The following is a 21,185-nucleotide window of genomic DNA, read 5'->3' as shown; positions in this document are numbered from 1 at the left end:
TTCAGGATGACGGCATCCAATGGTGCTGACCATGGGCAATGACCGATCCCTGCTGTTGCTCAGGGGCCTGAGCGGTGGTGTTCTGGCGGGACTCGGCCTCTGCTTTTCAGGCCTCTGGTGGATGGTTCCCGCCCTTGCCCTGCTGTGGTCGGTCGTGCGATCACCACTGGCAGCAGCGCTCTGGGCCTCGATGGCTGTCGGCATCAGCCATCGCTGGCTGATCGCCCTTCATCCGCTGACCTGGCTAGGGGTTCCAGCGCCCTTGAGTCTTCCGCTTGCGCTCATGGTCTGGTTGGCCTGTGTTCTTGCCGCAGCGCTGCTCGTGGGGGGATGGAGCCTGTTGGCGCGCTGGTTGCCTGGCCGCTGCGGCCTGCGGCAGGCACTGGCTCTGTCTCTGATCTGGGGCCTGAGCGAGACACTTCTCGCCAGAGGGCCTCTCTTCTGGATCGGTGTTGGCGGAAGCGTTCTGCCGGCTGATCGCTGGCTTGCAGGTCTGGCCGCCTGGTTCGGTGCCGGAGGCCTGGCAACCGTTCAGTTGTTGCTGGGCTGGTGGCTCTGGCAGATCTGGGTCGTGGTGCGTGTTGATGGAGTGCAGCGCTGGAGCCTGCTGCGCCGGGGTGTTCTGGCCCTGCTGGTGGCCCATGGCCTGGGTGCTTTGGCCTTGATGGGAGTGGCTCAAGGCCCGGGGGAGCCTGAAGCGGCATTGCCGATGGCTCTCTGGCAACCGGCGATTCCGACTCGAGAGAAATTCAGCGATCGTCGGCAGACAGAGCTGCCCCTTCGCCTGCAAAGGGCCTTGGAGAGCGCCCAACAAGCCGGGGCTCAGCTGTTGATCGCCCCTGAGGGGACGCTCCCGCTGAAGTTTGAGCGTGAACGCGAAGGGGACATTCCTCTGATCAGTGGTGGTTTCCGCTTTGTGGCGGGTCAGCAGCGCAGTTCGCTGATGCTGCTGAGCTCGGAGAAGCAGGCGCCGTCCAACAGCATCGACAAGCACCGCCTGGTGCCTGTTGGCGAATGGATGCCCACCTGGCCTGGTCTTGCCGGACTGTCGGCGGTCGGAGGCCTGCAGTCGGGTGAGCCCTCCAGGCTCTGGCAATGGGGCGGCCCACCCGCTGCAGTAGCCATCTGTTACGAGATCAGTAATGGAACGGCTCTGGCCAGAGCGGTGGCCGATGGCGCGGAATGGATTCTGGCTGCAGCCAATCTCGATCCTTATCCGCTGCTGTTGCAACAACAGTTTCTGGCACTGGCTCAACTGCGCAGCCTTGAGAACGCAAGGTCGCTCGTCTCGGTTGCGAACACAGGCCCAACCGCTCTCCTTGACGACAGAGGGGTGGTTGAGGCGGAGCTTCCCTCCATGCTGCCCGGGCTTCTGCAGGTGAGGCCGGAGCCTGCACATGGTTTGACGCTGTATGCGCTCTGGCGTGAGTGGCCGCTCTGGCTGATGCTGATGGTCGCGGTTGGTCTACTGCTCAGGGCTAGGTCTGGATCAGGCCTCCCCCCAGCACGGACTCGCCTTCGTAAAACACCGCCGCCTGGCCAGGAGTGATCGAGAACTGGGGCTCGTCGAATCTGAGTTGGCATCGATGGGGGCGTTGCCCGGCCTGATCGACATCAGTGGCTTCGATGCAGGTGAGATCGGCCATCACCGGCGCGCTGCGGTAGCGAACCTGCACTTCCACCCTGCTGCTGAATCCTGGGGGCGGTGGTGCGATCGACACCCAGTTGATCGCACCCACCTCACAGGAAGCGCGGCCTGCCTCGGCCCGGGGTGCAACCACCACACGATTCATCGCCGCGTCAAGGCGCACGACGTGCAAAGGCTCGCTCCACGCCACACCCAGTCCCTTTCTCTGGCCGATGGTGAAATGTTCGATTCCATCGTGATTGCCCACAACCTTGCCGTTGCGAAGCACGATTTCCCCTTGTCGCGGCGGCAGATAGGCGTCGAGGAATGCACGCATCGAGCCGTGATGATCGGCAAGGCAGAGGTCCTGGCTTTCGGGTTTCTCCGCGGTGCGCAGCCCATGGCGACCCGCTTCCAGCCGGGTATCGGGTTTGGTGAGTTCGCCCAGAGGAAACACCACTCGGGAAAGCACCTCCTGATTGAGGTCGTAAAGGAAATAGCTCTGGTCCTTGCGGGTGTCCAGACCCCGCAAAAGCTTCCAGCGACCTGTGCGTTCATCCAGGCGTATGCGGGCGTAATGCCCTGTGGCAACACGCTCAAGTCCACGCTCCTGCCGTGCCCAGGCGAGCATCGGACCGAATTTCACCGATCGGTTGCAGCGTGAACAGGGCAAGGGCGTGATTCCAGCTTGATACCCCTCGATCAAGCCCTCCACGATTTCGCGCGCAAAGTTGTCGCGTGAATCGACGACGTGATGGGGCACGCCCAGTTGTTCGCAGATTCCTGCCGCATCCACCAGACCTTCAGAGCAACAGGCGCCTTTGCCGCTCATCAGCCAGAGCGTCAGCCCTTCCACTTCCCAGCCCGCCTCCACCAGCAGGGCAGCGGTGAGAGAACTGTCGACTCCCCCCGAGAGGCCCACCGCGGTTCGGTGCTCACCAGGCCAGGCCTGCAGGCGAGCCAGGGCCTGGGCACCGGCCGAGGTGGCGGCAATGCTGGGCGTCGCTGCCGACATGGATGGGCGGGCATGAACGGGAATCTCTTTCCATAGTGAGGTGCCATGGTCCCCGGCAGTGATCTGGCCACCCGCTGATGCCGACCATCTTCTGGTCTCCGCCGATCAAATGCTCGCTCTTGAAAGGGAGTGGCTGGCCACTGGACTGCCGGTTGCGGCCCTGATGGAAACGGTGGGTCAGCGCATGGCTGACTGGTTTCTGGCGCGTTCTGAGTTACTGGCTTCCGGCGTCTTGGTGCTGGTGGGGCCAGGCCACAACGGCGGGGACGGACTGGTGGTTGGAAGAAAGCTGCTGGAAGCCGGCGTGGATGTGCGGGTCTGGGCGCCCATGCCACCGCGTCAGCCCCTCACCCAGCAGCACTGGCGCCATCTGCTCTGGCTCGGTGCTGATGCAGTGCAGTCCCCCCCTGATCCAGCTGAACGAGGCCTGTGGATCGAGGCGCTGTTTGGTCTGGGTCAGAAGCGTCCATTGCCTGCGGATCTGGCCGATCTGCTTCAGACCAGACAGCGTGATTGCCCCGGCCGCCTGGTGAGCCTGGATCTTCCTGCTGGCCTGGATTCCGATACGGGCTGTCCGATCGAGGGACGCGCCGCGATGGCTTCGGACACGCTCTGCGTGGGATTGATCAAGCGCGGACTGGTGCAGGACGCTGCTCTGCAGCATGTGGGCCGCCTGCACCGCATCGATCCTGCGGTGCCCGTTCCGCTCACTCAGTCGCTCTCCTCACCAGCGAAGCTGCGCCTTCAGACCATTGATCTTGCTGATCTGCCGCGGCCGCCGGAGTTGCCCGCGGCGATGAAATATCAGCGTGGGCGTCTGTTGTTGATCGCTGGCAGTGAGCGCTACCGGGGTGCAGCCCACCTCGCGGTGCGTGGAGCCCTGGCGAGCGGTGCCGGCAGTGTCGAGGCCTGTCTGCCTGAAAGCGTTGCGGAGCATCTCTGGCAGCAGGCTCCGGAGGTGGTTCTGAGATCGGCTCTCCCGTCGGATCGCGAAGGATCACTGGTTTGGGGAGAAGCCTTTGAGCGGTGTGCTCTGACCCGTCTCGATGCCGTCTTGCTCGGACCTGGTCTGGGCATGGTGCAAGGGCATTGGCTGGAGTGGGCGGAATCCCTGCTGAGATTCGCCGGTCTGCTGGTGCTCGATGCCGATGGCCTCAATCAACTGGCTGCCGCTGATGACGGCTGGCGCTGGTTGCTGGAACGATCCGGCCCGACCTGGATTACGCCCCATGCCACTGAATTTGAGCGTCTGTTTCCCAATTGCTGGCATGACTCTCCACTGGACCAGGCCGCGGCCGCGGCGGATTGTTCAGGGGCTGTGGTGTTGCTGAAGGGGGCTCACAGTGTGATTGCCTCGCCTGGCGGAGACGTGAGGCAACTCACGGAAACCGACCCCGCCGTGGCACGCACGGGTCTTGGCGATCTTCTCGCCGGCCACGCTGCCGGCTGGGGATCGCGCTGCCTGGCGGCCAAGGGTGATGTCAGCTCCGAGGACCTCGCCGCATCCGTCTTGCTGCACGCCATCGCTGCTCGACAATCCTCACGAAGCAGTGATGCAAGTGCAATTTCGGATGAATTAGCGAGTCTCACGCGTTTCGTGTTGCGAACTTGATTCGAGGCTCGATTGGCGTCGTTTTTTCTACATTTTTTACACGATTCGCGGGGTTTGTGTCGTTTTCCACGCATGAATCTGAAGGGTTGCTGAAAACACATCGTTTATCGAGAAATTCATAGGACAGTCGCTGTACTACACAGATCCATCCCCATGGTCTCAGCGGCGGCAGGGGTTTCAGAAACCCAGAAACGACGAAGTAGTGATCCGATCAGCTGGTACCTCGCCACAATCGGCAGGATTCCACTTCTCACTCCCGCTGAGGAGATTGAGCTCGGTAATCAGGTTCAGCAGCTGATGCAACTCACCGAGGATGGAACGATTCCTTCCGACAGTGAAACGTTCACGGGCAAGCAAAAGAGAATTATTCGCGTTGGTCTGCGGGCAAAACAGCGCATGATGAAAGCGAATCTGCGCCTGGTTGTCAGTGTTGCCAAGAAATATCAGGGAAAAGGTCTTGAACTTCTCGATCTGATTCAGGAGGGTTCGCTCGGGCTTGAGCGAGCTGTCGAGAAATTTGACCCCACCCGTGGTTACAAGTTCTCGACGTACGCCTTCTGGTGGATCCGTCAGAGCATGACGCGTGCCATTGCCTGTCAGTCACGCACGATTCGCTTGCCGGTGCATCTGAGTGAACGTCTCACCACCATTCGCAAGGTGAGCCTGGATCTGGCCCACAAGCTTGGTGCCATGCCAAGCCGGCTGGAGATTGCTGAAGCGATGGATATGCCCGTTGCAGAGCTTGACTCTCTGCTGAGACAGGCTCTCACCACCAGCAGCCTCGATGCGCCGGTGAATGGGGAAGAGGGTCGCAGCTTCCTTGGTGACCTGATTGCTGACTCTTCACTGGGAGAGCCTCTCGACAAGATTGAGCAGCGAATCCATCACGAACAGCTCGGGCGCTGGATGAGCCATCTCAGTGAACAGGAACAGCACGTTCTCACGCTCCGTTTCGGTCTCAACGGCAATGAGCGCCACACATTGGCTGAAATCGGTCGTCTGCTCGATGTCTCCCGTGAACGTGTCCGTCAGGTGGAACTGAAGGCCTTGCGCAAACTGCGTAATCTCACCCGCCGAGTGGCACCCAGCTTCTGATTGCTCAGAGTTCAGTAGACCTTTGACTCGTTGAAACCACCGCTCGTCTACCACGAGCTTTACAGCGCTCCATTGCCAAGCAGTCATCGATTTCCGATGGCAAAGTTCCGTTTGCTCAACAGTTGTCTCAGAGAGACAGGACTGGCTTGTGACGAACAGTTGCATCGACCGCTTCCAGTGCCTCGTCGATGGCTGGAACTGGTTCATGACCGCGCTTATCACGAGGCGTTTGCGAGGGACCAGCTGGATCGCCAGGCCCAGAGACGTATCGGGCTTCCTGCCACTCCACCTCTCGTACAGCGCACATTTCTTGCCGTCGGTGGTTCGCTGCTCACAGCTCGATTAGCTCTGCAGCATGGCCTGGCCTGCCACCTCGCCGGTGGAACCCACCATGCCTTCCCTGGTTATGGCAGTGGATTCTGCATTTTCAACGATCTAGCGATCTGTGCCCGTGTGCTTCTTGAGCAGGAAGGTCTTACGCGAATCATGGTGGTGGATCTCGACGTGCATCAGGGCGATGCCACCGCGCTGATCTTTCAGCACGAGCCTCGGGTGTTCACGTTTTCAGCGCATGCCGCGTCCAATTTTCCTGCTCGCAAGCAGAACAGTGATCTGGACCTGCCGATCGCTGATGGGGTGGAGGATCAGGATTACCTCGCCTTGATCGGCGACCATCTGCCCGACCTGCTGGACAGGCTGAATCCACAGCTCGTTCTCTACAACGCCGGTGTTGACCCTCACCGGGATGACCGGCTGGGACGACTGGCATTAACGGATGTCGGGCTTCTGCAGAGGGATCACCTGGTGCTGGAGTCCTGTCTGCGTCGAAACATCCCTATTGCCACGGTGATTGGCGGTGGGTACGACGCGATGACGCCTCTTGTGAAACGACATGCGCTGGTGTTCAGGGCAGCAGCTGACCAGGCCCGGTTGCATGGGCTCTGATCAGCCTGTCATCAGTCTTCCGCCCAGATGTAACGGGTCAGTTCAGAGCCATCCGGCTCAGGTGCACTGAGGGCGAAGTCGACGCAGTCCTGCACGATGCCATCGATCTCCTTCTCAATTGCTCGCAGGTCTTCACTGCTGGTCAGCCCGGAACCGACGAGATCGCGTTCAAGGGCTTTCAGAGGATCGCGTTTGGCCCAGAACTGTTTTTCCTCTTCCGCACGCAGCTCATCCGGGTCGGCCAGTGAATGGCCCCGGAAGCGATACGTGAGGCATTCGAGCACCGTGGGGCCTTCTCCCGCCCGTGCACGTTCGACGGCCCGCTGGGCTGCGGCCCGAACAGCCAGGACGTCCATGCCGTCGACCTCTTCTCCGGCCATTCCGAAAGAACCGGCCTTGCGCCAGATCTCCGGATCGCTGGTGGCACGGTCGTGGGCCATGCCGATGGCCCATTTGTTGTTCTCCACCACGAAAATGATCGGCAGCTTCCAGAGCTGGGCCATGTTCAGGCACTCGAAGAACTGCCCGTTGTTGCAGGTTCCGTCGCCGAAGAATGCCGCGGTGACGGAATTGCTGCTGGAGTCGCCCAGGGCATCCCGCTTGTAGCGGCTGGTGAAGGCTGCACCCAGGGCAACCGGAATGCCTTCCCCGATGAAGGCGAAACCGCCCAGCAGGTGGTGCTCTCTTGAAAACAGGTGCATCGAGCCTCCGCGCCCTTTGCTGCAACCGGTTTCCTTGCCGAAGAGTTCGCTCATCACCTCACGGGCAGGAACTCCGGCACTGAGGGCGTGGACGTGATCGCGGTAGGTGCTGCAGAACCAGTCGTGTTGACGCTTCATGGCGCCGATCACTCCCGTGCTCACGGCCTCCTGACCGTTGTAGAGGTGCACGAAGCCAAACATCTTGCCGCGGTAGTACATCTCCGCGCACTTGTCCTCGAAGCGTCGTCCGAGGGTCATGTCGCGGTAAAGCGCCAGTCCGGTGTCCCGGTCGACGCTGGCTCTCTGAGCTGTCACCAGGGTCGAGAGCCGTTCCGCATGTGCACCAAGCAGAGACTGTCCGTCGGTGGTGGAGGCGCTGCGCGACTCCGTGCCGATTGCGATGTCCTGACCCATGGCACCACCTGTTTGACCACCGACTTTAAGGGTCCATGGCGGATGGATGGGCAAAATCCCTGACACTGCCTACAGTCTGCTGCCAATAGCTGCAACGCTGGTGGACCTTCCCATCGACCATTTCCGTCTGCTGGGGGTTAGTCCATCGGCTGAACCTGATGCCGTGTTGCGCGCACTTCAGCTGCGTATTGATCGTTGTCCTGCTCAGGGATTCACCCACGAGTCACTCAATCAGAGGGCTGAGCTGCTCCGGTTGTCCGCTGACCTGCTCACCGATCCGGAGCGCCGGGGGCCTTACGAAGCGATGCTGCTGGAGCTCAGCCAGGATCATCCGGGGGAGATGGCCGGTCTGGAACTCTCTTCCAATTTGGAAGTTGCTGGCCTGATGCTTCTCTGGGAGGCGCATGCGCCTCACGAGGCCTTCCAGCTGGCCCGTCAGGCCCTGCAGCCGCCTCAGGCTCCTGCTCTGGGCAGTGGCAGGGAGTCGGACCTGGCATTGCTGGCGGCTCTTGCCGCTCGAGATGCTGCAGACCAGGATCAGGAGCAGCGCCGCTACGAGTCAGCAGCCAACCTGCTTCAGGAGGGCATGCAGCTGCTGCAGCGGATGGGCAAGCTTCCGGAGAAGAGACAGGTCCTGGAAACCGATCTCTCCAGGCTCAGACCGTTCCGAATCCTCGATCTGCTCAGTCGTGATCTGGCGGAACAATCGGCACGTCAGGAGGGCTTGATGATGCTGGAGAGCTTCATCAGTGACCGGGGCGGACTCGAGGGGAGCGCGCTTGAAGGGCTGCAGACCGCTGACCTGCCCGCGGGGATGGACCAGGGTGCCTTTGAACTGTTCTTTCAGCAGATTCGTCGCTTCCTGACCGTGCAGGAACAGGTGGATCTCTACCGACGCCTGCAGGAGGCCGGCTCGGCTGATGCCTCCTTCCTGGTTGTGATGGCCCTTGCGGCTGCCGGTTTTTCCCAGCGCAAGCCCGAACGGGTTCACGACGCCCGCGCCCGACTCCAGGACCTGAATCTGGAGGGTCTCGACACCCTGCCTCTGCAGGGATGTCTTGATCTGCTTCTCGGTGATGTGGATCGGGCCGAGCGACACTTTGCAAGCAGCCCTGATCCGGCCCTGAAGACCTGGTTGTCAGCCCATCCCGGAGATGCTCTGGCAGCGCTCTGTGATTATTGCCGCACCTGGCTGGGAAGGGACGTTCTACCTGGGTATCGGGATGTCGATGCTCAAGCCATCGATCTTGAGGCCTGGTTCGCCGATCGCGATGTTCAGGCCTATGTCGAGAGGTTGGAGCGTCAGGAGCAGCCCGGGGACTGGTCCCTGGATGACTTGCCGTCTCTGACCGTGGATCCCGACGGAACACTGCCGTTGCCGCTGCCCACGGTGGAGTCCGGGTCCAGGCGCGATGAACCGGAGCACGACGACGATGTTGAGGCGGCCTCCGGTTTTGCATGGCCGGCGCTGCCTCGTCCCTCGCTTCCGTCCATGCCGCAGCTGCGATGGCCTGAGATGCAATGGCCTGATCTGCCCCAACCCAGCCGTTCCACTTGGATCGGGTCCGGGGTGTTTCTCGCTGTGGTGGTGGTGATCGGCGTCTTCAGTGTCGTCGGTCTTCGTCGTGAAGCCGAACAGCCCCAGCTGGCTGGTGAGCCATCGATCGATGCTCCGGCGAAACAGCCTGCTGCAGAAACGCTGCAGCAGGGATCAGAGCAGGATTCCACAGAGGACTCAACGGAAACTGCGGCTGTAGATGCAGTGCCTGAACCCGTACAGGAGCCTGATCCGGAGCCCGTTGCCGCCACTGCGTCGGAAGCAGATCCGGTGCTTCGTTCTGAAAGTCCCTCCGAAGCTCAGCTGGAAGCTCTGCTTCAGGCCTGGCTGGATCGCAAAGCCTCTGTTCTGGGCGGAAAGGGCACCGCAGATGAACAACTTCAGCCCATCGCCCGGGCCGGTCTGATCCAGCAGGTGGGTCTGCAGAGAGCTGACGATCAGTCAGCGGGGCTGACCCAAAAGGTTGAAGCCTCAGTGGATTTCATGAGGGTGATCAGCCGTACGCCGAATCGCATCGAGCTGCGTGCCGATGTGGATTACAGCGACGAGACGGTCAATGCTGCTGGAACGGTGGTGAACAGCACCGCGCCACAGTCGATCAAGGTGAAGTACATCCTCGGCAGGGATGAGGACGGCTGGCGTCTGCAGGCCTATGCACCGGTCTGATCGACCGATCAGCGTTGCGGAGATCCGGATTGCACCTCCAGTCCCTGCCACTTTTACGATCAGTGGATTGAAACTGATGCCCGGCCGATGTTCGATGAGCTGTCAGCCCGCTTTGAAGACGCGGTCAAGGGGCTGAGAGGCCAGGATCAGATCAGCGACACCAATGTGGACGGCGCGCTCAAGGATGTGCGCCGGGCTCTGCTGGAAGCGGACGTAAGTCTGCCGGTTGTCAAGGATTTTGTCGCCGAGGTGCGCGAAAAGGCCGTAGGCGCGGAGGTGGTGCGCGGGGTCAGTCCAGACCAGAAGTTCATTCAGGTGGTGCATGACCAGCTGGTGGAGGTGATGGGTGGTGACAACGCTCCTCTTGCGCAGGCGGAGCAGGCTCCCACGGTGGTGCTGATGGCGGGTCTGCAGGGCGCAGGCAAGACCACTGCGACGGCCAAGCTCGGACTCCACCTCAAGGACCAGGGCAGGCGTGCGCTGATGGTCGGTGCTGATGTGTACCGTCCCGCCGCCATCGATCAGCTGAAAACGCTCGGCGCACAGATCGGAGTTGAGGTGTTCAGTCTTGGTGCTGATGCCAAACCCGAAGACATCGCGGCGGCAGGTCTTGCCAAGGCCAGGCAGGAAGGCTTCGACACGCTGCTGGTCGACACCGCCGGTCGCCTTCAGATCGACACCGACATGATGGAGGAGATGGTGCGGATCCGCACCGCCGTGCAGCCGGATGAAGTGCTGCTCGTCGTCGATTCGATGATCGGTCAGGAAGCGGCTGATCTCACCCGGGCCTTCCACGACCAGGTGGGGATCACCGGAGCGGTGCTGACCAAGCTCGACGGTGATTCCCGCGGCGGTGCCGCTCTTTCGATCCGCAAGGTGAGCGGGCAACCGATCAAGTTCATCGGTACGGGAGAAAAGGTGGAGGCCCTGCAGCCTTTCCATCCCGAACGGATGGCCAGTCGCATCCTCGGTATGGGGGATGTGCTCACACTTGTGGAGAAAGCTCAGAAGGAGGTGGAGCTCGCTGACGTCGAGCAGATGCAGAAAAAGCTGCAGGAGGCCACGTTTGATTTCTCGGATTTCGTGAAGCAGATGCGCCTGATCAAGCGCATGGGATCGCTTGGCGGATTGATGAAGATGATCCCGGGCATGAACAAGATCGATGACGGCATGCTCAAGCAGGGGGAGCAGCAGCTCAAGAAGATCGAAGCGATGATCGGTTCGATGACGCAGCAGGAGAGGGAGAATCCCGACCTGCTTGCCGGCGAGCCTTCCCGTCGACGCCGCATCGCCCGTGGCAGCGGCCATCAGCCCGCCGACGTCGACAAAGTGCTGGCCGACTTTCAGAAGATGCGCGGTTTCATGCAGCAGATGTCTCAGGGCCAGATGCCAGGTATGGGCGGCATGCCGGGGATGGGCGGATTCCCTGGAATGGGTGGAGGCGGAATGCCGGGGATGCCAGGTGGCATGCCGGCCGGTCGTGGCGGTGGACCGCCTCGCCGACAGCGCCCGGTCAAGAAGAAGAAGGGCTTCGGCGATCTCTGACCGGCGGCAGGTTAAGTTGGTTCTTTGGCGCGACTTTCAGCTGCGCCGAACAGTTCAAACCCACAGCCAGCGCCACGATGATCAAGCTCCGCCTGAAGCGGTTCGGTAAGAAGCGGGAAGCCAGCTTCCGCCTCGTGGCCTGCAACAGCACCTCGCGACGTGACGGCCGTCCTCTTCAGGAGCTGGGGTACTACAACCCTCGCACCAAGGAGACCCGCCTTGATGCCGAAGCTCTGCGTGAACGTCTGAGCCAGGGAGCTCAGCCCACCGACGTCGTTCGCACCTTGCTTGAAAAGGGCGGCCTGATTGAGAAGAAGGTCCGACCTGCAGAAGTGGTCGGCAAGGCCAAACAGGCTCTCAAGCGCGAAGCCGACGCCAAACAGGCAGCCAAGGATGCTGCAGAGGCCAAAGCTGCCGCTGCGCAGACAGCGGGTGATGAAGCCGCCGGTGCGGAAGGCTGATTGACAGCATGTCCGAAGCAACCTCACCTGGTCGCTTCGTCTTCGATCTGCCGCATGCCGAGGCCGCCCTTGCTCTAGCGGGTGGCCCCTCTTCAGCAACCCTGCGACAACTGGAGGCTTTGACAGGCACCAAACTTGTTCTGCGTGGATTGCAGCTCGAGATCAGCGGCCGGCCAAATCAGCTAGAGCGCACCGCCGCTGTCGTTGAGCTGCTTCGCAAGTTCTGGCAGGAGGGTGAATCGATTTCACCGGTGGACCTGCAGTCGGCGCTCCAGGCACTGGACACCGGTCGCAATCAAGAACATGAGGCCATGGGCCAGCAGGTGCTGGCGCGCAATCAGCGCGGCAGTCTGCTTCGTCCACGCACCTTGCGCCAGAAGGCGTATGTGGAGTCGATGGAGCGGCATGACCTCACCTTCGCGCTGGGTCCAGCCGGCACCGGTAAAACCTTTCTGGCAACAGTTCTCGCCGTCCGCATGCTCACCGAGCGCAGGGTGGAGCGGCTGGTGTTGACCAGGCCGGCAGTGGAAGCTGGCGAACGTCTGGGGTTTCTGCCCGGTGATCTTCAGCAGAAAGTGGATCCCTATTTGCGTCCGCTCTACGACGCTCTGCACATGCTGCTCGGACAGGAGAAAACAGCAGCATTGCTGGAAAAAGGGGTGATTGAGGTGGCCCCCCTGGCCTACATGCGCGGCAGAACCCTGGCGGAATCCTTTGTGATCCTCGATGAGGCACAGAACACCACGCCTGCCCAGATGCGCATGGTGCTGACCCGTCTCGGGGAGCGTTCCCGCATGGTGGTGACTGGAGACATCACCCAGGTGGATCTACCACCAGGTCAGCTCAGCGGTCTGGTGGAAGCTTCAGAGGTGCTGGATGGGGTTGAGGGTGTGGCCGTCTGCCGTCTCACATCGGCTGATGTGGTCCGTCATCCGCTGGTGCAGCGAGTGGTGGATGCCTACGCACGGCGAGACAAGAGCCATCCCCGTCGGGAGGCAAGACCGATGCGGCGTTCGATGGGGAGATCCGCACCGGGCTGAAAACCACAACCTGGTTGGAACTGGCAAGATATGGCGAGTGATCTGGGGTGATATGCCAGCCAGCAGCAATTTCCAAAACGCCATCCGCGAGGCCCAGTCCAGTGCGCTGATTGGCCCCAATGTGGTCAATAAAGCACTTCCTTATGTGGGTGGTGGCATGGTGTTGACCGCTCTGGGGGTCCTCGGTGGTCTCTCAATGCAGCCCATGCCCGCCATCGGTCAGGCGGGCAGCCCTCTGTTCTTCCCTCTGTTTATTGCTGCCTTCATTGGGGAGATTGTTCTTTTCTTCCTGGCAAGTAGCGCCGCCAATAACGCCAACAACGCCAAGGCTCTGCCGCTGCTTTCGGCCTTCAGTCTGCTTACCGGCTTCACACTCAGCGGAATTGTTGGGCTCGCTTATCAGGTTGCGGGCATGGGTTCGATTGCGACGGCTGTCATCGCGACAGGGTTGACCTTTGTGATCGCCTCGGTTGTCGGCAAAAACATGAGTGACAGCGTGGGTCAGGCCCTGTCCGGAGTTGTTGGTCTTGGCCTCATCGGCTTGATCATTGCCATGGTGGTGCAATTCATCGGTGGATTCTTCGCACCGGCGATGTTCCAGCAGGGCACTTTTGAATTGATGATTGCCGGCTTTGGAACGGTCCTTTTCGTGGGAATGGCCTTCGTTGACTTCTACACGATGCCTCGCACCTACCGGGATGATCAGTATCTGGCAGGCGCTCTGGGGATGTATCTCACCTACATCAATCTCTTCGTGTTCATTCTGCGTTTGATCATTGCCATTCAGGGTGGTGATCGACGCGACTGATTCAGAGCCTTTGAATTAATTACAGAGAAACCCCGGCAACAACCGGGGTTTTTTGATGTCCGATATCTCAGGGTGTGACATTCACCGGACAACAACAGAATCTTTCGCTGAATTGAGATCACTGATGTTCTCCTACGGGCATGCAACATCGCACTGAAGCCGATCAACAGCGGGTTTTCACGATCCTGAGCATTGCGATCAGCGCGGCCCTGGGTGGCTTCCTGTTCGGCTACGACACGGCCGTGATCAACGGTGCGGTCTCATCCATTGAGGCAACGTTTCAGATCTCGGCGTCAGTGCTGGGATTCACCGTGTCATCGGCCCTGCTGGGGTCTGCGGCCGGAGCGATCGGGGCAGGATGGCTGGCGGACCGCATCGGGCGTCGACCCAGCATGCTGCTGGCAGCCGTGCTGTTTCTTCTCAGTTCAGTCGGTTCGGCTCTGGCACCGAACTTGATGGACCTTGTGGTCTGGCGTGTGCTCGGTGGAGTGGCCGTGGGCTTCGCCAGTGTGCTCGCTCCGGCCTACATCGCTGAAATCTCTCCAGCGTCGATGCGAGGGCGCACCGGATCTCTCCAGCAGCTGGCGATTGTGCTGGGGATTTTTCTCTCACTGCTGTTCAACTATCTGATTGTCCTGGCCACTCCCGATCAGGACCCCATGTCTCAGCTGGGTCCGATGGCGGCCTGGCGCTGGATGTTGATGGCTGAGGTGGTTCCTGCTCTGTTGTATGGATTTCTCGTGTTGCGGATTCCCGAAAGTCCTCGCTATCTGGTGCGGATCGGTGATCTGGATCAGGCGAGAACGGTGATCTCTCGCACGATCGGTGAATCACCCGAGACCGTGATCGACCGCATTCAGACCAGCCAGGGAGAGGGCGGCGGTGGCTCGATCAGGGAACTGTTCAGCCGCCGATCCGGTATGTTACCGATCGTGTGGACTGGTGTCCTGCTGGCGATCTTCCAGCAGCTGGTTGGCATCAATGTGATCTTCTACTACTCCAGTGATCTGTGGCAGTCGGTTGGTTTCAGCACCACCGACAGCCTCAGCGTCAGCGTGATCACGGCAGTGACCAATGTGGTGACCACGTTTCTGGCCATCGCCACCATCGACCGCCTCGGGCGAAGGCCACTGCTGCTGCTTGGTTCGGTGGTGATGACGATCAGCCTGGGGCTGATGAGCTCGACGTTCTCCGGAGCCCCGGTGGTGGCTGGCATGCCTCAGTTAACCGGAGTCTCCTCCTGGCTCGCGCTCATTGCAGCGAATGTGTTCGTGTTTGCCTTTGGGTTCTCCTGGGGACCTGTGATGTGGGTCCTGCTCGGTGAGATGTTCAACAACCGCATCAGGGCGATCGCGCTGGGATTGTCGGCCACGGTGAACTGGCTCGCGAACTTCCTGATCTCCACCACCTTCCCGATGTTGCTGAAGTCTTCAGGACCAGCTCTCGCCTACGGCCTCTATGCCACAGCGGCTGCCATCTCCTTCTTCTTCGTGCTGTTCCTGGTCAGGGAGACGCGAGGCAAGGAGCTGGAGGAGATGGCTTGAAGCGTTGGTCAACCTGCTTCGGCCAATAAAAAACCCCGGATTATCTCCGGGGCATCGACATCGGTTGATCCCCATCACCCGGCCGATGGCGTTAACAGTAATCAGGGTGCGACGGAAGTTGTCTCAACTTCAGAATGCTCTAATAGTGTCGCAAGCGGATTCTTCATGGATCGTCACACTAGATCTGGTGGGCACCCGCCATCCCCCCTTGCATTGTTCGGGTTTTGTGCTGCAGGGAGTCACTCTGCAACGGCCTGGACGGCATCGCCGATGGCTCGTTTCTGGTGATCGTCGTAACCCCAGCGCTCCAGAAAGGCCAGATCCTCGCCGCGACTGTGGTGCGCTGCTTCCAGCAGTACCTCCAGTCGGTCCTTGACGCGATGGGAATCAAGCTGACGCAGAAGTTCCGAGCAGCGTTGATTCACCCGCTCTGAACCGGCTGCCTGCTCGTCGTCGTTGTTGTTGCGGTGGTGCACAGCCATGGCTGCGCTCATGGCGAGATTGCGTGCAGTGAGATCCACAACACTGTCTCCAGCCTCGCGCAATTTGATCACCAACGCATCCGGAAGCCTGTCCATCAGGGCGCTGTCACCGGCAAGACTCACCACGAAGAAGCCTCTGGCTCCATCACGGCTGGCCACGAGTGCTCCGACCCGGTCAGCCATTACTTCATCGCTGATTTCGTCCAGGTCCCATTGCTTCATCCAGCCGGCGGCGATCTCCATGGCTTCCTGGAAGCTCGGTTCTCGCTGGGTCATGAGCAGCAACTGACTGGGACCACAAGCCTATGGGCAGGTTGCCGACTGCAGGCGATGCTGAAGAGATGGATGCAGCCTCAACATCGCTGTCGGACAGCTACCGCTCGGGTTTTGTCGCCCTGATCGGACGCCCCAATGTGGGTAAGTCGACGCTGGTGAATCAACTGGTGGGCAACAAGGTGGCGATCACGTCACCAGTGGCACAGACCACCCGCAACAGGCTGAGAGCGATTCTCACCACGCCCGAGTCTCAGCTGATCCTTGTCGATACTCCAGGGATCCACAAGCCGCATCATCTGCTTGGAGAGCGCCTGGTTCAGAGCGCGCGAGCTGCCATCGGGGAAGTGGATCAGGTGTTGCTCCTGCTGGAGGGCTGCGAACCCCCAGGCCGTGGTGATGCTTTCATCGTCAATCTTCTGCGTCAGCAGCGACTGCCTGTGCAGGTGGTGCTGAACAAGTGGGACCGAGTTCCCCTGGATCGCAAGCCTGAGGCTGATGCTGCCTATCGCGATCTGCTTGAGGAGACAAACTGGCCAGTCCACCATTGTTCAGCTCTGAACGGTGGTGGCTGCCCGGAACTCGTGGCCGCCGTGAGTGCTCTGATGCCGGAGGGCCCGCAGCTCTATCCCCCTGAGATGGTGAGTGATCAGCCCGAAAAGCTGCTCATGGCTGAGTTGATCCGTGAGCAGGTGCTGATGCACACCCGTGAAGAGATTCCCCACAGCGTGGCGGTGAGTATCGACCGGGTTGAAGACATGCCGGCGCGCGGGAAAAGCAAGGCGCGGACCGCCGTTCTGGCCACCGTGCTGGTGGAGCGCAAGAGCCAGAAGGGCATTCTGATCGGAAAGGGCGGCGCCATGCTCCGGACCATCGGCCAGGGCGCACGCCTGCAGATGCAGAACCTGATCGACGGGCCTGTGTATCTGGAGCTGTTCGTGAAGGTGGTGGCGGACTGGCGCAGCAAGCCCCAGCGGCTGGCGGAGCTTGGCTACGCCGAGGAGCGCCTCTGATGCGTGGCCATCCTGTGGAGCAGAGCCCTGCCCTGCGAAGATGGGCTGATGGATGAGACCGCTTTCCCACCAGCTGATCTGCATGCATTCCTCACGCTGTGTGTGGGGTCGTGGATGAGCCTGCGCAGCCGTTTTGACCTCAATGGCCCCGAGGATGACTGGCATTCAAGCGATCGTGGTGAGGTGACCGTGAGCCTCGATGGTCAGGCTGATGACACCGTCCTGTCGGTTCAGCCTGCTGATGGAGCAGCAAGCAAGCTGTGTTTCCGCGGCGATGGGGATCTTGTTGTTGCCGTCGACGAAAAAGAGCGCAGCGGCCGCTGGCAACTGCGTGCAGATTCCAGCCTCGAGCTCGAACTCAACGACGTTGACTCGGCGGCCACGGTGCTGGAGCGGATCTGGTTCATCAAGCCCAATCTGCGTCTGCGCAGCACCACAGCCATCGCGATGGACGGGACCCCACTTCAGGCGCGCTTCTGCTCAGAGATCCGGCGCGTGTCATCCCCTCAGAGCTGAATCGTGGCGGCCTATCGCCTGGATGTGATCAGCCTGGCGCCTCAGGCGTTTACGCTGCTCGGTGAGCTTGGGGTGATCGGCAGAGCCTTTGCTGCCGGGCGGGCAGAGCTGCATCTGCATAATCCTCGAGATCACGCCACGGACCGCTACCGCAAGGTTGACGATGAACCCTATGGCGGCGGTGCTGGCATGGTGCTCAAGCCGGAGCCCGTTTTCGCTGCCTTCGAGTCAATTCCTGTCTGCTCTCAGCGCAGGGTGCTGCTGATGACGCCGCAGGGTCGGCCTTTGATCCAGGCTGATCTGCAGCGCTGGGCGGAGAGCCACGACCAGCTGGTGCTGCTCTGCGGTCACTACGAGGGTTTTGATGAACGCATTCGTTCCCTGGCGGATGAGGAGGTGTCGCTTGGCGATTTCGTCCTTACGGGCGGGGAGCTGCCGGCCATGACGATCATCAACGGCGTTGTGCGTCTGTTGCCTGGAACCGTGGGAACAGCGGCGTCACTGGTGGATGAAAGCCACAGCGACCTGCTGCTGGAACACCCGCATTACACGCGCCCGGCCGACTTCAGGGGGATGAGCGTGCCTGATGTGCTGCGCAGTGGAGACCACGCCGCCATTGCCCGTTGGCGTCAGCAGCAACGTGAACAGCGCACAGCGAATCGTCGCCCGGATCTGCTGGATCGCTGGAACCGGCGCTCCAACGTTGAGAATGACGATGACGGCATGAACTGACCGCCAGCACGCATGAACCTCCGCATCGGCAACGGATACGACACCCACCGTTTGGTCGAGGGGCGCCCGTTGATCCTGGGTGGTCAGCTTCTGGAGCATCCGGATGGTCTGGGGCTCGATGGTCACAGCGATGCCGACGTCCTCGTCCATGCAGTGATGGATGCATTGCTCGGTGCGTTGTCGCTCGGCGATATCGGCAAGTATTTCCCTCCCACCGATCCACGTTGGAAGGGTGCAGACAGCCTGGAGCTGCTGGAGCAGGTTGTGGCGCTGGTGAAGGAACGCGGCTGGCAGATTGTGAATGTGGATTCCGTTGTGATCGCTGAACGCCCCAAGCTCAAGCCGCATATTGAGGCCATGCGTGGGGCGATCGCCCTGCGCATGGGTCTTGATCCTGATCAGGTGGGGGTGAAGGCGACCACCAACGAGCGGCTTGGACCCGAGGGTCGGGAAGAGGGCATGTCTTGCCATGCCGTTGCATTGCTGACCAGACCATGAGCCAGCAGCATCGATGCGGAAATCTCCTTAATGTGGTCGCCACTTGTCTGGCGGTGCTGATTCTGCTTTCCGGCCATCCCGATATCAGCCTGGCGGCCTTCCCGGATCCTGATGGTGGCTACGACGTCGCCATCATCGAGCACCTGCGCATTCAGGTTCCCAGTGAAGGACGCAAGGCCTGGTTGGAAGCCGAAAGCGGCAGCTGGGAACCTTGGCTGGCCCGGCAGGAAGGATTCATCGGTCGTGATCTGCTCTGGGATCCAGAGACTGAGGAAGGCACCCTGTTGATCCGCTGGAGCAGCCGCGATGCCTGGAAAGCCATTCCAGAACATGAGGTAGAGGCGGTTCAGGAGCGTTTCGAGCAACTGGCCCGTGAATCCACTGGGCAGACGAAAGGCAATCCCTTCCCGTTGGTGTTTGAAGGAGAGTTGCTGCCGCCGTGACGCTCCGGGAGGCACGCCTGGATTTAACGCGCCGCCATCGGCTTGGCATGGTTGAAGCGATTTGGGGTGAGCACAAGAGTGCTGATCAAATTGTGGCCATCCTGCGCAGCATGCAGACGGCCGGCGAACTTGCTCTGGTGACCAGAGTGGATGCAATCAAGACAGCGGCTGTGCGGGATCTCTGCCCTGCTGTTCAGGTGCATGAGCATGCGGCCTGTCTCACCCTGGGCGAGATTCCAGCCGCTGCAGAAGCTGCAGCGGTGGCGGTTTTGAGTGGTGGCACCAGTGATCGCCGTGTCGCTGAAGAGGCCTCTCTGGCACTGAGGGTGCATGGAGTTGCCACCGCCTCGTTCCTCGATGTGGGGGTTGCCGGTTTGCATCGCCTGCTGGATGTTCTGCCAGAGCTCCGATCGATGCGGGTTCTGATTGCCTGTGCAGGCATGGAGGGAGCGCTGCCGACGGTGCTCACCGGTCTGGTGCCTCAGCCGGTGATCGGCGTCCCGGTGTCGGTGGGCTATGGGGTCAGTGCCGGTGGTCGGGCGGCTCTCGATGGCATGCTCGCCAGCTGTGCTCCAGGCCTGAGTGTCGTGAATATCGACAACGGCTACGGCGCTGCCATGGCGGCCTTGCGCATCCTCAGAGGAGCTTCGCCTCAGACCTGAGAGGAGTGGGGCTGCCCGGTCAACAGTGGTTGCATCGGGGCATCGGGATCAATGTCCAGCATGGCCTCAACCCACAGCCGCATCGATCGCGGCAACAGGTTTTGTTCGTAGCGTTGCAGCGCCTCAACCAGAACGGTGGAGTTAACCCATTGAGGTGAACGCGCGCGCATCGTGAAGGAGCGACATGTGCACCTTGCGCGAAGGTTGTGCCCAGGACAAGTGGGGACGATTCAGCTTCCGGATCGTGATCATCTGCGTCGCCGAGCTATCCCTTTGCCGACTGCTCTGATCAGAGATGGCGAAGATTCGGGTAAGCGGTCACCAGTTCATCGGCGCTGAGCACATCGCCGACACCATCCGGCTGCCAGATCACCTCGAGTGCCATCAGATCGCTGGAGGCTGTCGAACCCAGGATGCGCAATGACTCGCGCAGCTGTTCGCCGTTTTCCGCCTGCTTGAGATTGACTGTTCTGCTGCTGGCAACCAGCACCGTGACAACGATGAATTCGCTGGTCGCATCGGCATCTCCACGGGAACTGAGTTCACCACCGCTGGAGCGCACACCCCCCACATTCGTGGTGAGTTCCTCGCGCAGCTTGCTGCGCTCCGTCATCGAGAGTCTGTTGAAGGTTGATTCAGCTGCGTTGAACGGCACGCTTCCTGACTCAACGTTGGCGTAGACCCAGAGATCCGGTTGACGCAGAAGGGCGAGGGTTGTGTCCTGCAGAACACGCTGGAGACCGGTGGAATTGCTGGTGTCGGCGCTGCTGGCAAGTTGACGTAGGTCGCTCTGCAGATCCTTGGCGCTGGCGAGCAGACCGATCTGCAGCTGCAGAAGAGACACCGGTCCCATCGCCATTTCACGAGGACGCTCATAGCCGCCCATGGCCGGCCGACCAGCCCCTGCCCCAGCGCCCCGGAAGGCGTTCACCAGCACTCCGACAAATGCCATCAAAACCATGAAGCCCAGCAGGCCGCCGCCGCCGAATCCGAAGAACGGAAGGATGAACGGAAATCCGATGCCGCCGCCGTAGCCCCGGTTGTATCCCCCGCCCATGCCGCCGCCGCGATAACCACCGCTGCGAGGCATGGTGGGTGCCCGGAAACTGCCGCCGCCGATGCGACCTCCACGTGCCGCATCACTCGGCAGGGGATGAAACACCAGCAGTCCGATCATCAGCACCGGCACCATCAGGCCGGAAAGCCAGCGACGCAGCTGAACGAAAGCGGAACGATTCGGCAATTGGGCCAAAACGGCGATGGAAACTCAAATGATCCTAGGAACCTCCGCCAACGATGGTGACGATCTCGAGGCTGTCACCGTCGTTGACCTGCTGCTCCGCCCAAAGGTCGGGGGTGAGGATCAGGCCGTTGAACTCCACCACAACCAGCTTGGGGTGATGGCCGAGTGCTTCAACCACCTGATCCAGTTGCGTGAGACCTGCCTCCAGGCTGCGCTGTTCGCCGTTCACCGTGAGCTGCATGGGCTGATCCATATGAATGAATGAAACCAGATCGCGACTCTGGATGAACCC

22 protein-coding genes are annotated in these 21,185 nt (G+C 60.9%); 16 read left to right on the top strand and 6 right to left on the bottom strand.

Annotated elements, in window-relative coordinates; genetic code table 11:
• Positions 1 to 31: 31 nt before the first annotated feature.
• Positions 32 to 1,549, top strand: a complete 1,518-nt coding sequence (locus tag SIB83_RS03380) for an apolipoprotein N-acyltransferase (RefSeq protein ID WP_413406538.1) — start codon at positions 32 to 34, stop codon at positions 1,547 to 1,549.
• On the opposite strand, the gene mnmA is transcribed toward SIB83_RS03380, so the two are convergent.
• Positions 1,479 to 2,642 (bottom strand): tRNA 2-thiouridine(34) synthase MnmA, encoded by a 1,164-nt coding sequence (mnmA, locus tag SIB83_RS03375; protein WP_413746786.1) that lies wholly within the window; start codon positions 2,640 to 2,642, stop codon positions 1,479 to 1,481. The two genes, SIB83_RS03380 and mnmA, sit on opposite strands and share 71 nt — an antisense overlap.
• A 40-nt stretch (positions 2,643 to 2,682) precedes the next feature.
• Between mnmA and SIB83_RS03370 the strand changes: the two genes are divergently transcribed.
• The 3 genes from SIB83_RS03370 (at position 2,683) to SIB83_RS03360 (ending at position 6,294) form a co-directional block, all read left to right on the top strand.
• Positions 2,683 to 4,254 (top strand): NAD(P)H-hydrate dehydratase, encoded by a 1,572-nt coding sequence (locus SIB83_RS03370; RefSeq protein WP_413746785.1) that lies wholly within the window; start codon positions 2,683 to 2,685, stop codon positions 4,252 to 4,254.
• A gap of 153 nt (positions 4,255 to 4,407) precedes the next feature.
• A complete protein-coding gene (locus SIB83_RS03365) occupies positions 4,408 to 5,349 on the top strand; it encodes an RpoD/SigA family RNA polymerase sigma factor (RefSeq protein WP_413403638.1) in 942 nt (313 codons plus the stop codon).
• Between the two features lie 30 nt (positions 5,350 to 5,379).
• Positions 5,380 to 6,294, top strand: a complete 915-nt coding sequence (locus SIB83_RS03360; RefSeq protein ID WP_413403637.1) for a histone deacetylase — start codon at positions 5,380 to 5,382, stop codon at positions 6,292 to 6,294.
• A gap of 11 nt (positions 6,295 to 6,305) precedes the next feature.
• Here SIB83_RS03360 and pdhA read toward each other — a convergent pair whose 3' ends face one another.
• Positions 6,306 to 7,409: a pyruvate dehydrogenase (acetyl-transferring) E1 component subunit alpha gene (pdhA, locus tag SIB83_RS03355; protein ID WP_413403636.1), complete on the bottom strand. Its 1,104-nt coding sequence runs from the start codon at positions 7,407 to 7,409 to the stop codon at positions 6,306 to 6,308.
• Positions 7,410 to 7,455: 46 nt separating this feature from the next.
• On the opposite strand from pdhA, the gene SIB83_RS03350 reads away from it, so the two are divergent.
• From SIB83_RS03350 to SIB83_RS03325, 6 genes are all read left to right on the top strand, one after another.
• The gene (locus SIB83_RS03350; RefSeq protein ID WP_413746784.1) at positions 7,456 to 9,633 is read left to right on the top strand and encodes an IMS domain-containing protein; all 2,178 of its coding nucleotides are present in this window, start codon (positions 7,456 to 7,458) and stop codon (positions 9,631 to 9,633) included.
• Positions 9,634 to 9,720: 87 nt separating this feature from the next.
• A complete protein-coding gene (gene ffh, locus SIB83_RS03345) occupies positions 9,721 to 11,178 on the top strand; it encodes a signal recognition particle protein (protein WP_413403634.1) in 1,458 nt (485 codons plus the stop codon).
• Positions 11,179 to 11,255: 77 nt separating this feature from the next.
• Entirely contained in the window at positions 11,256 to 11,639 is a 384-nt protein-coding gene (rpsP, locus tag SIB83_RS03340; protein WP_413746783.1) for a 30S ribosomal protein S16, read from the top strand.
• Between the two features lie 8 nt (positions 11,640 to 11,647).
• Positions 11,648 to 12,679, top strand: coding sequence for a PhoH family protein (locus tag SIB83_RS03335; protein WP_413403632.1), 1,032 nt, complete (start codon positions 11,648 to 11,650; stop codon positions 12,677 to 12,679).
• A gap of 52 nt (positions 12,680 to 12,731) precedes the next feature.
• Positions 12,732 to 13,487 (top strand): Bax inhibitor-1 family protein, encoded by a 756-nt coding sequence (locus tag SIB83_RS03330; protein WP_413403631.1) that lies wholly within the window; start codon positions 12,732 to 12,734, stop codon positions 13,485 to 13,487.
• Positions 13,488 to 13,627: 140 nt separating this feature from the next.
• Positions 13,628 to 15,031, top strand: coding sequence for a sugar porter family MFS transporter (locus tag SIB83_RS03325; protein ID WP_413746782.1), 1,404 nt, complete (start codon positions 13,628 to 13,630; stop codon positions 15,029 to 15,031).
• A 239-nt stretch (positions 15,032 to 15,270) separates the two neighbouring features.
• On the opposite strand, the gene SIB83_RS03320 is transcribed toward SIB83_RS03325, so the two are convergent.
• On the bottom strand, positions 15,271 to 15,789 hold the full coding sequence (locus SIB83_RS03320; protein WP_413403628.1) for a hypothetical protein: 519 nt from the start codon (positions 15,787 to 15,789) through the stop codon (positions 15,271 to 15,273).
• Between the two features lie 65 nt (positions 15,790 to 15,854).
• Here SIB83_RS03320 and era point away from each other — a divergent pair, with 65 nt between their 5' ends.
• The 6 genes from era to larB are packed head-to-tail and all read left to right on the top strand — an operon-like array spanning position 15,855 to position 19,650.
• Positions 15,855 to 16,799 (top strand): GTPase Era, encoded by a 945-nt coding sequence (gene era, locus SIB83_RS03315; RefSeq protein ID WP_413747275.1) that lies wholly within the window; start codon positions 15,855 to 15,857, stop codon positions 16,797 to 16,799.
• A 3-nt stretch (positions 16,800 to 16,802) separates the two neighbouring features.
• Positions 16,803 to 17,315, top strand: coding sequence for a phycobiliprotein lyase (locus tag SIB83_RS03310; protein WP_413746781.1), 513 nt, complete (start codon positions 16,803 to 16,805; stop codon positions 17,313 to 17,315).
• 3 nt (positions 17,316 to 17,318) lie between these two features.
• Positions 17,319 to 18,047, top strand: a complete 729-nt coding sequence (gene trmD, locus SIB83_RS03305) for a tRNA (guanosine(37)-N1)-methyltransferase TrmD (protein ID WP_413403626.1) — start codon at positions 17,319 to 17,321, stop codon at positions 18,045 to 18,047.
• 12 nt (positions 18,048 to 18,059) lie between these two features.
• Entirely contained in the window at positions 18,060 to 18,545 is a 486-nt protein-coding gene (ispF, locus tag SIB83_RS03300) for a 2-C-methyl-D-erythritol 2,4-cyclodiphosphate synthase (RefSeq protein ID WP_413403625.1), read from the top strand.
• Positions 18,542 to 18,988, top strand: a complete 447-nt coding sequence (locus SIB83_RS03295) for a TIGR03792 family protein (RefSeq protein WP_413403624.1) — start codon at positions 18,542 to 18,544, stop codon at positions 18,986 to 18,988. Before ispF ends, SIB83_RS03295 begins: the two co-directional genes overlap by 4 nt.
• Positions 18,985 to 19,650, top strand: coding sequence for a nickel pincer cofactor biosynthesis protein LarB (gene larB / locus SIB83_RS03290; protein WP_413746780.1), 666 nt, complete (start codon positions 18,985 to 18,987; stop codon positions 19,648 to 19,650). Before SIB83_RS03295 ends, larB begins: the two co-directional genes overlap by 4 nt.
• Here larB and SIB83_RS03285 read toward each other — a convergent pair.
• The 3 genes from SIB83_RS03285 to thiS form a co-directional block, all read right to left on the bottom strand.
• Positions 19,641 to 19,820 (bottom strand): hypothetical protein, encoded by a 180-nt coding sequence (locus SIB83_RS03285; RefSeq protein WP_413746779.1) that lies wholly within the window; start codon positions 19,818 to 19,820, stop codon positions 19,641 to 19,643. The genes larB and SIB83_RS03285 overlap by 10 nt on opposite strands.
• 119 nt (positions 19,821 to 19,939) lie before the next feature.
• A complete protein-coding gene (locus SIB83_RS03280; protein WP_413746778.1) occupies positions 19,940 to 20,902 on the bottom strand; it encodes a DUF1517 domain-containing protein in 963 nt (320 codons plus the stop codon).
• Positions 20,903 to 20,927: 25 nt separating this feature from the next.
• Positions 20,928 to 21,134 (bottom strand): sulfur carrier protein ThiS, encoded by a 207-nt coding sequence (gene thiS / locus SIB83_RS03275; protein ID WP_413747274.1) that lies wholly within the window; start codon positions 21,132 to 21,134, stop codon positions 20,928 to 20,930.
• Between the last annotated feature and the right edge of the window lie 51 nt (positions 21,135 to 21,185).

Source organism: Synechococcus sp. MIT S9507 (genome assembly GCF_047304715.1).
Taxonomy (GTDB): domain Bacteria; phylum Cyanobacteriota; class Cyanobacteriia; order PCC-6307; family Cyanobiaceae; genus Synechococcus_C.
The sequence above is the reverse complement of the archived record's forward strand: the minus strand, read 5'-3'. Positions and strand labels throughout refer to the sequence as shown.

Coding starts and splice junctions, on each gene's coding strand:
- SIB83_RS03380 (WP_413406538.1), top strand. CDS start 32: ATGGGCAATGACCGATCCCTGCTGTTGCTCAGGGGCCTGAGCGGTGGT.
- mnmA (WP_413746786.1), bottom strand. CDS start 2,642: ATGTCGGCAGCGACGCCCAGCATTGCCGCCACCTCGGCCGGTGCCCAG.
- SIB83_RS03365 (WP_413403638.1), top strand. CDS start 4,408: ATGGTCTCAGCGGCGGCAGGGGTTTCAGAAACCCAGAAACGACGAAGT.
- pdhA (WP_413403636.1), bottom strand. CDS start 7,409: ATGGGTCAGGACATCGCAATCGGCACGGAGTCGCGCAGCGCCTCCACC.
- SIB83_RS03350 (WP_413746784.1), top strand. CDS start 7,456: ATGGGCAAAATCCCTGACACTGCCTACAGTCTGCTGCCAATAGCTGCA.
- ffh (WP_413403634.1), top strand. CDS start 9,721: ATGTTCGATGAGCTGTCAGCCCGCTTTGAAGACGCGGTCAAGGGGCTG.
- rpsP (WP_413746783.1), top strand. CDS start 11,256: ATGATCAAGCTCCGCCTGAAGCGGTTCGGTAAGAAGCGGGAAGCCAGC.
- SIB83_RS03335 (WP_413403632.1), top strand. CDS start 11,648: ATGTCCGAAGCAACCTCACCTGGTCGCTTCGTCTTCGATCTGCCGCAT.
- SIB83_RS03330 (WP_413403631.1), top strand. CDS start 12,732: ATGCCAGCCAGCAGCAATTTCCAAAACGCCATCCGCGAGGCCCAGTCC.
- SIB83_RS03325 (WP_413746782.1), top strand. CDS start 13,628: ATGCAACATCGCACTGAAGCCGATCAACAGCGGGTTTTCACGATCCTG.
- SIB83_RS03320 (WP_413403628.1), bottom strand. CDS start 15,789: ATGACCCAGCGAGAACCGAGCTTCCAGGAAGCCATGGAGATCGCCGCC.
- era (WP_413747275.1), top strand. CDS start 15,855: ATGGATGCAGCCTCAACATCGCTGTCGGACAGCTACCGCTCGGGTTTT.
- ispF (WP_413403625.1), top strand. CDS start 18,060: ATGAACCTCCGCATCGGCAACGGATACGACACCCACCGTTTGGTCGAG.
- SIB83_RS03295 (WP_413403624.1), top strand. CDS start 18,542: ATGAGCCAGCAGCATCGATGCGGAAATCTCCTTAATGTGGTCGCCACT.
- SIB83_RS03285 (WP_413746779.1), bottom strand. CDS start 19,820: ATGCGCGCGCGTTCACCTCAATGGGTTAACTCCACCGTTCTGGTTGAG.
- thiS (WP_413747274.1), bottom strand. CDS start 21,134: ATGCAGCTCACGGTGAACGGCGAACAGCGCAGCCTGGAGGCAGGTCTC.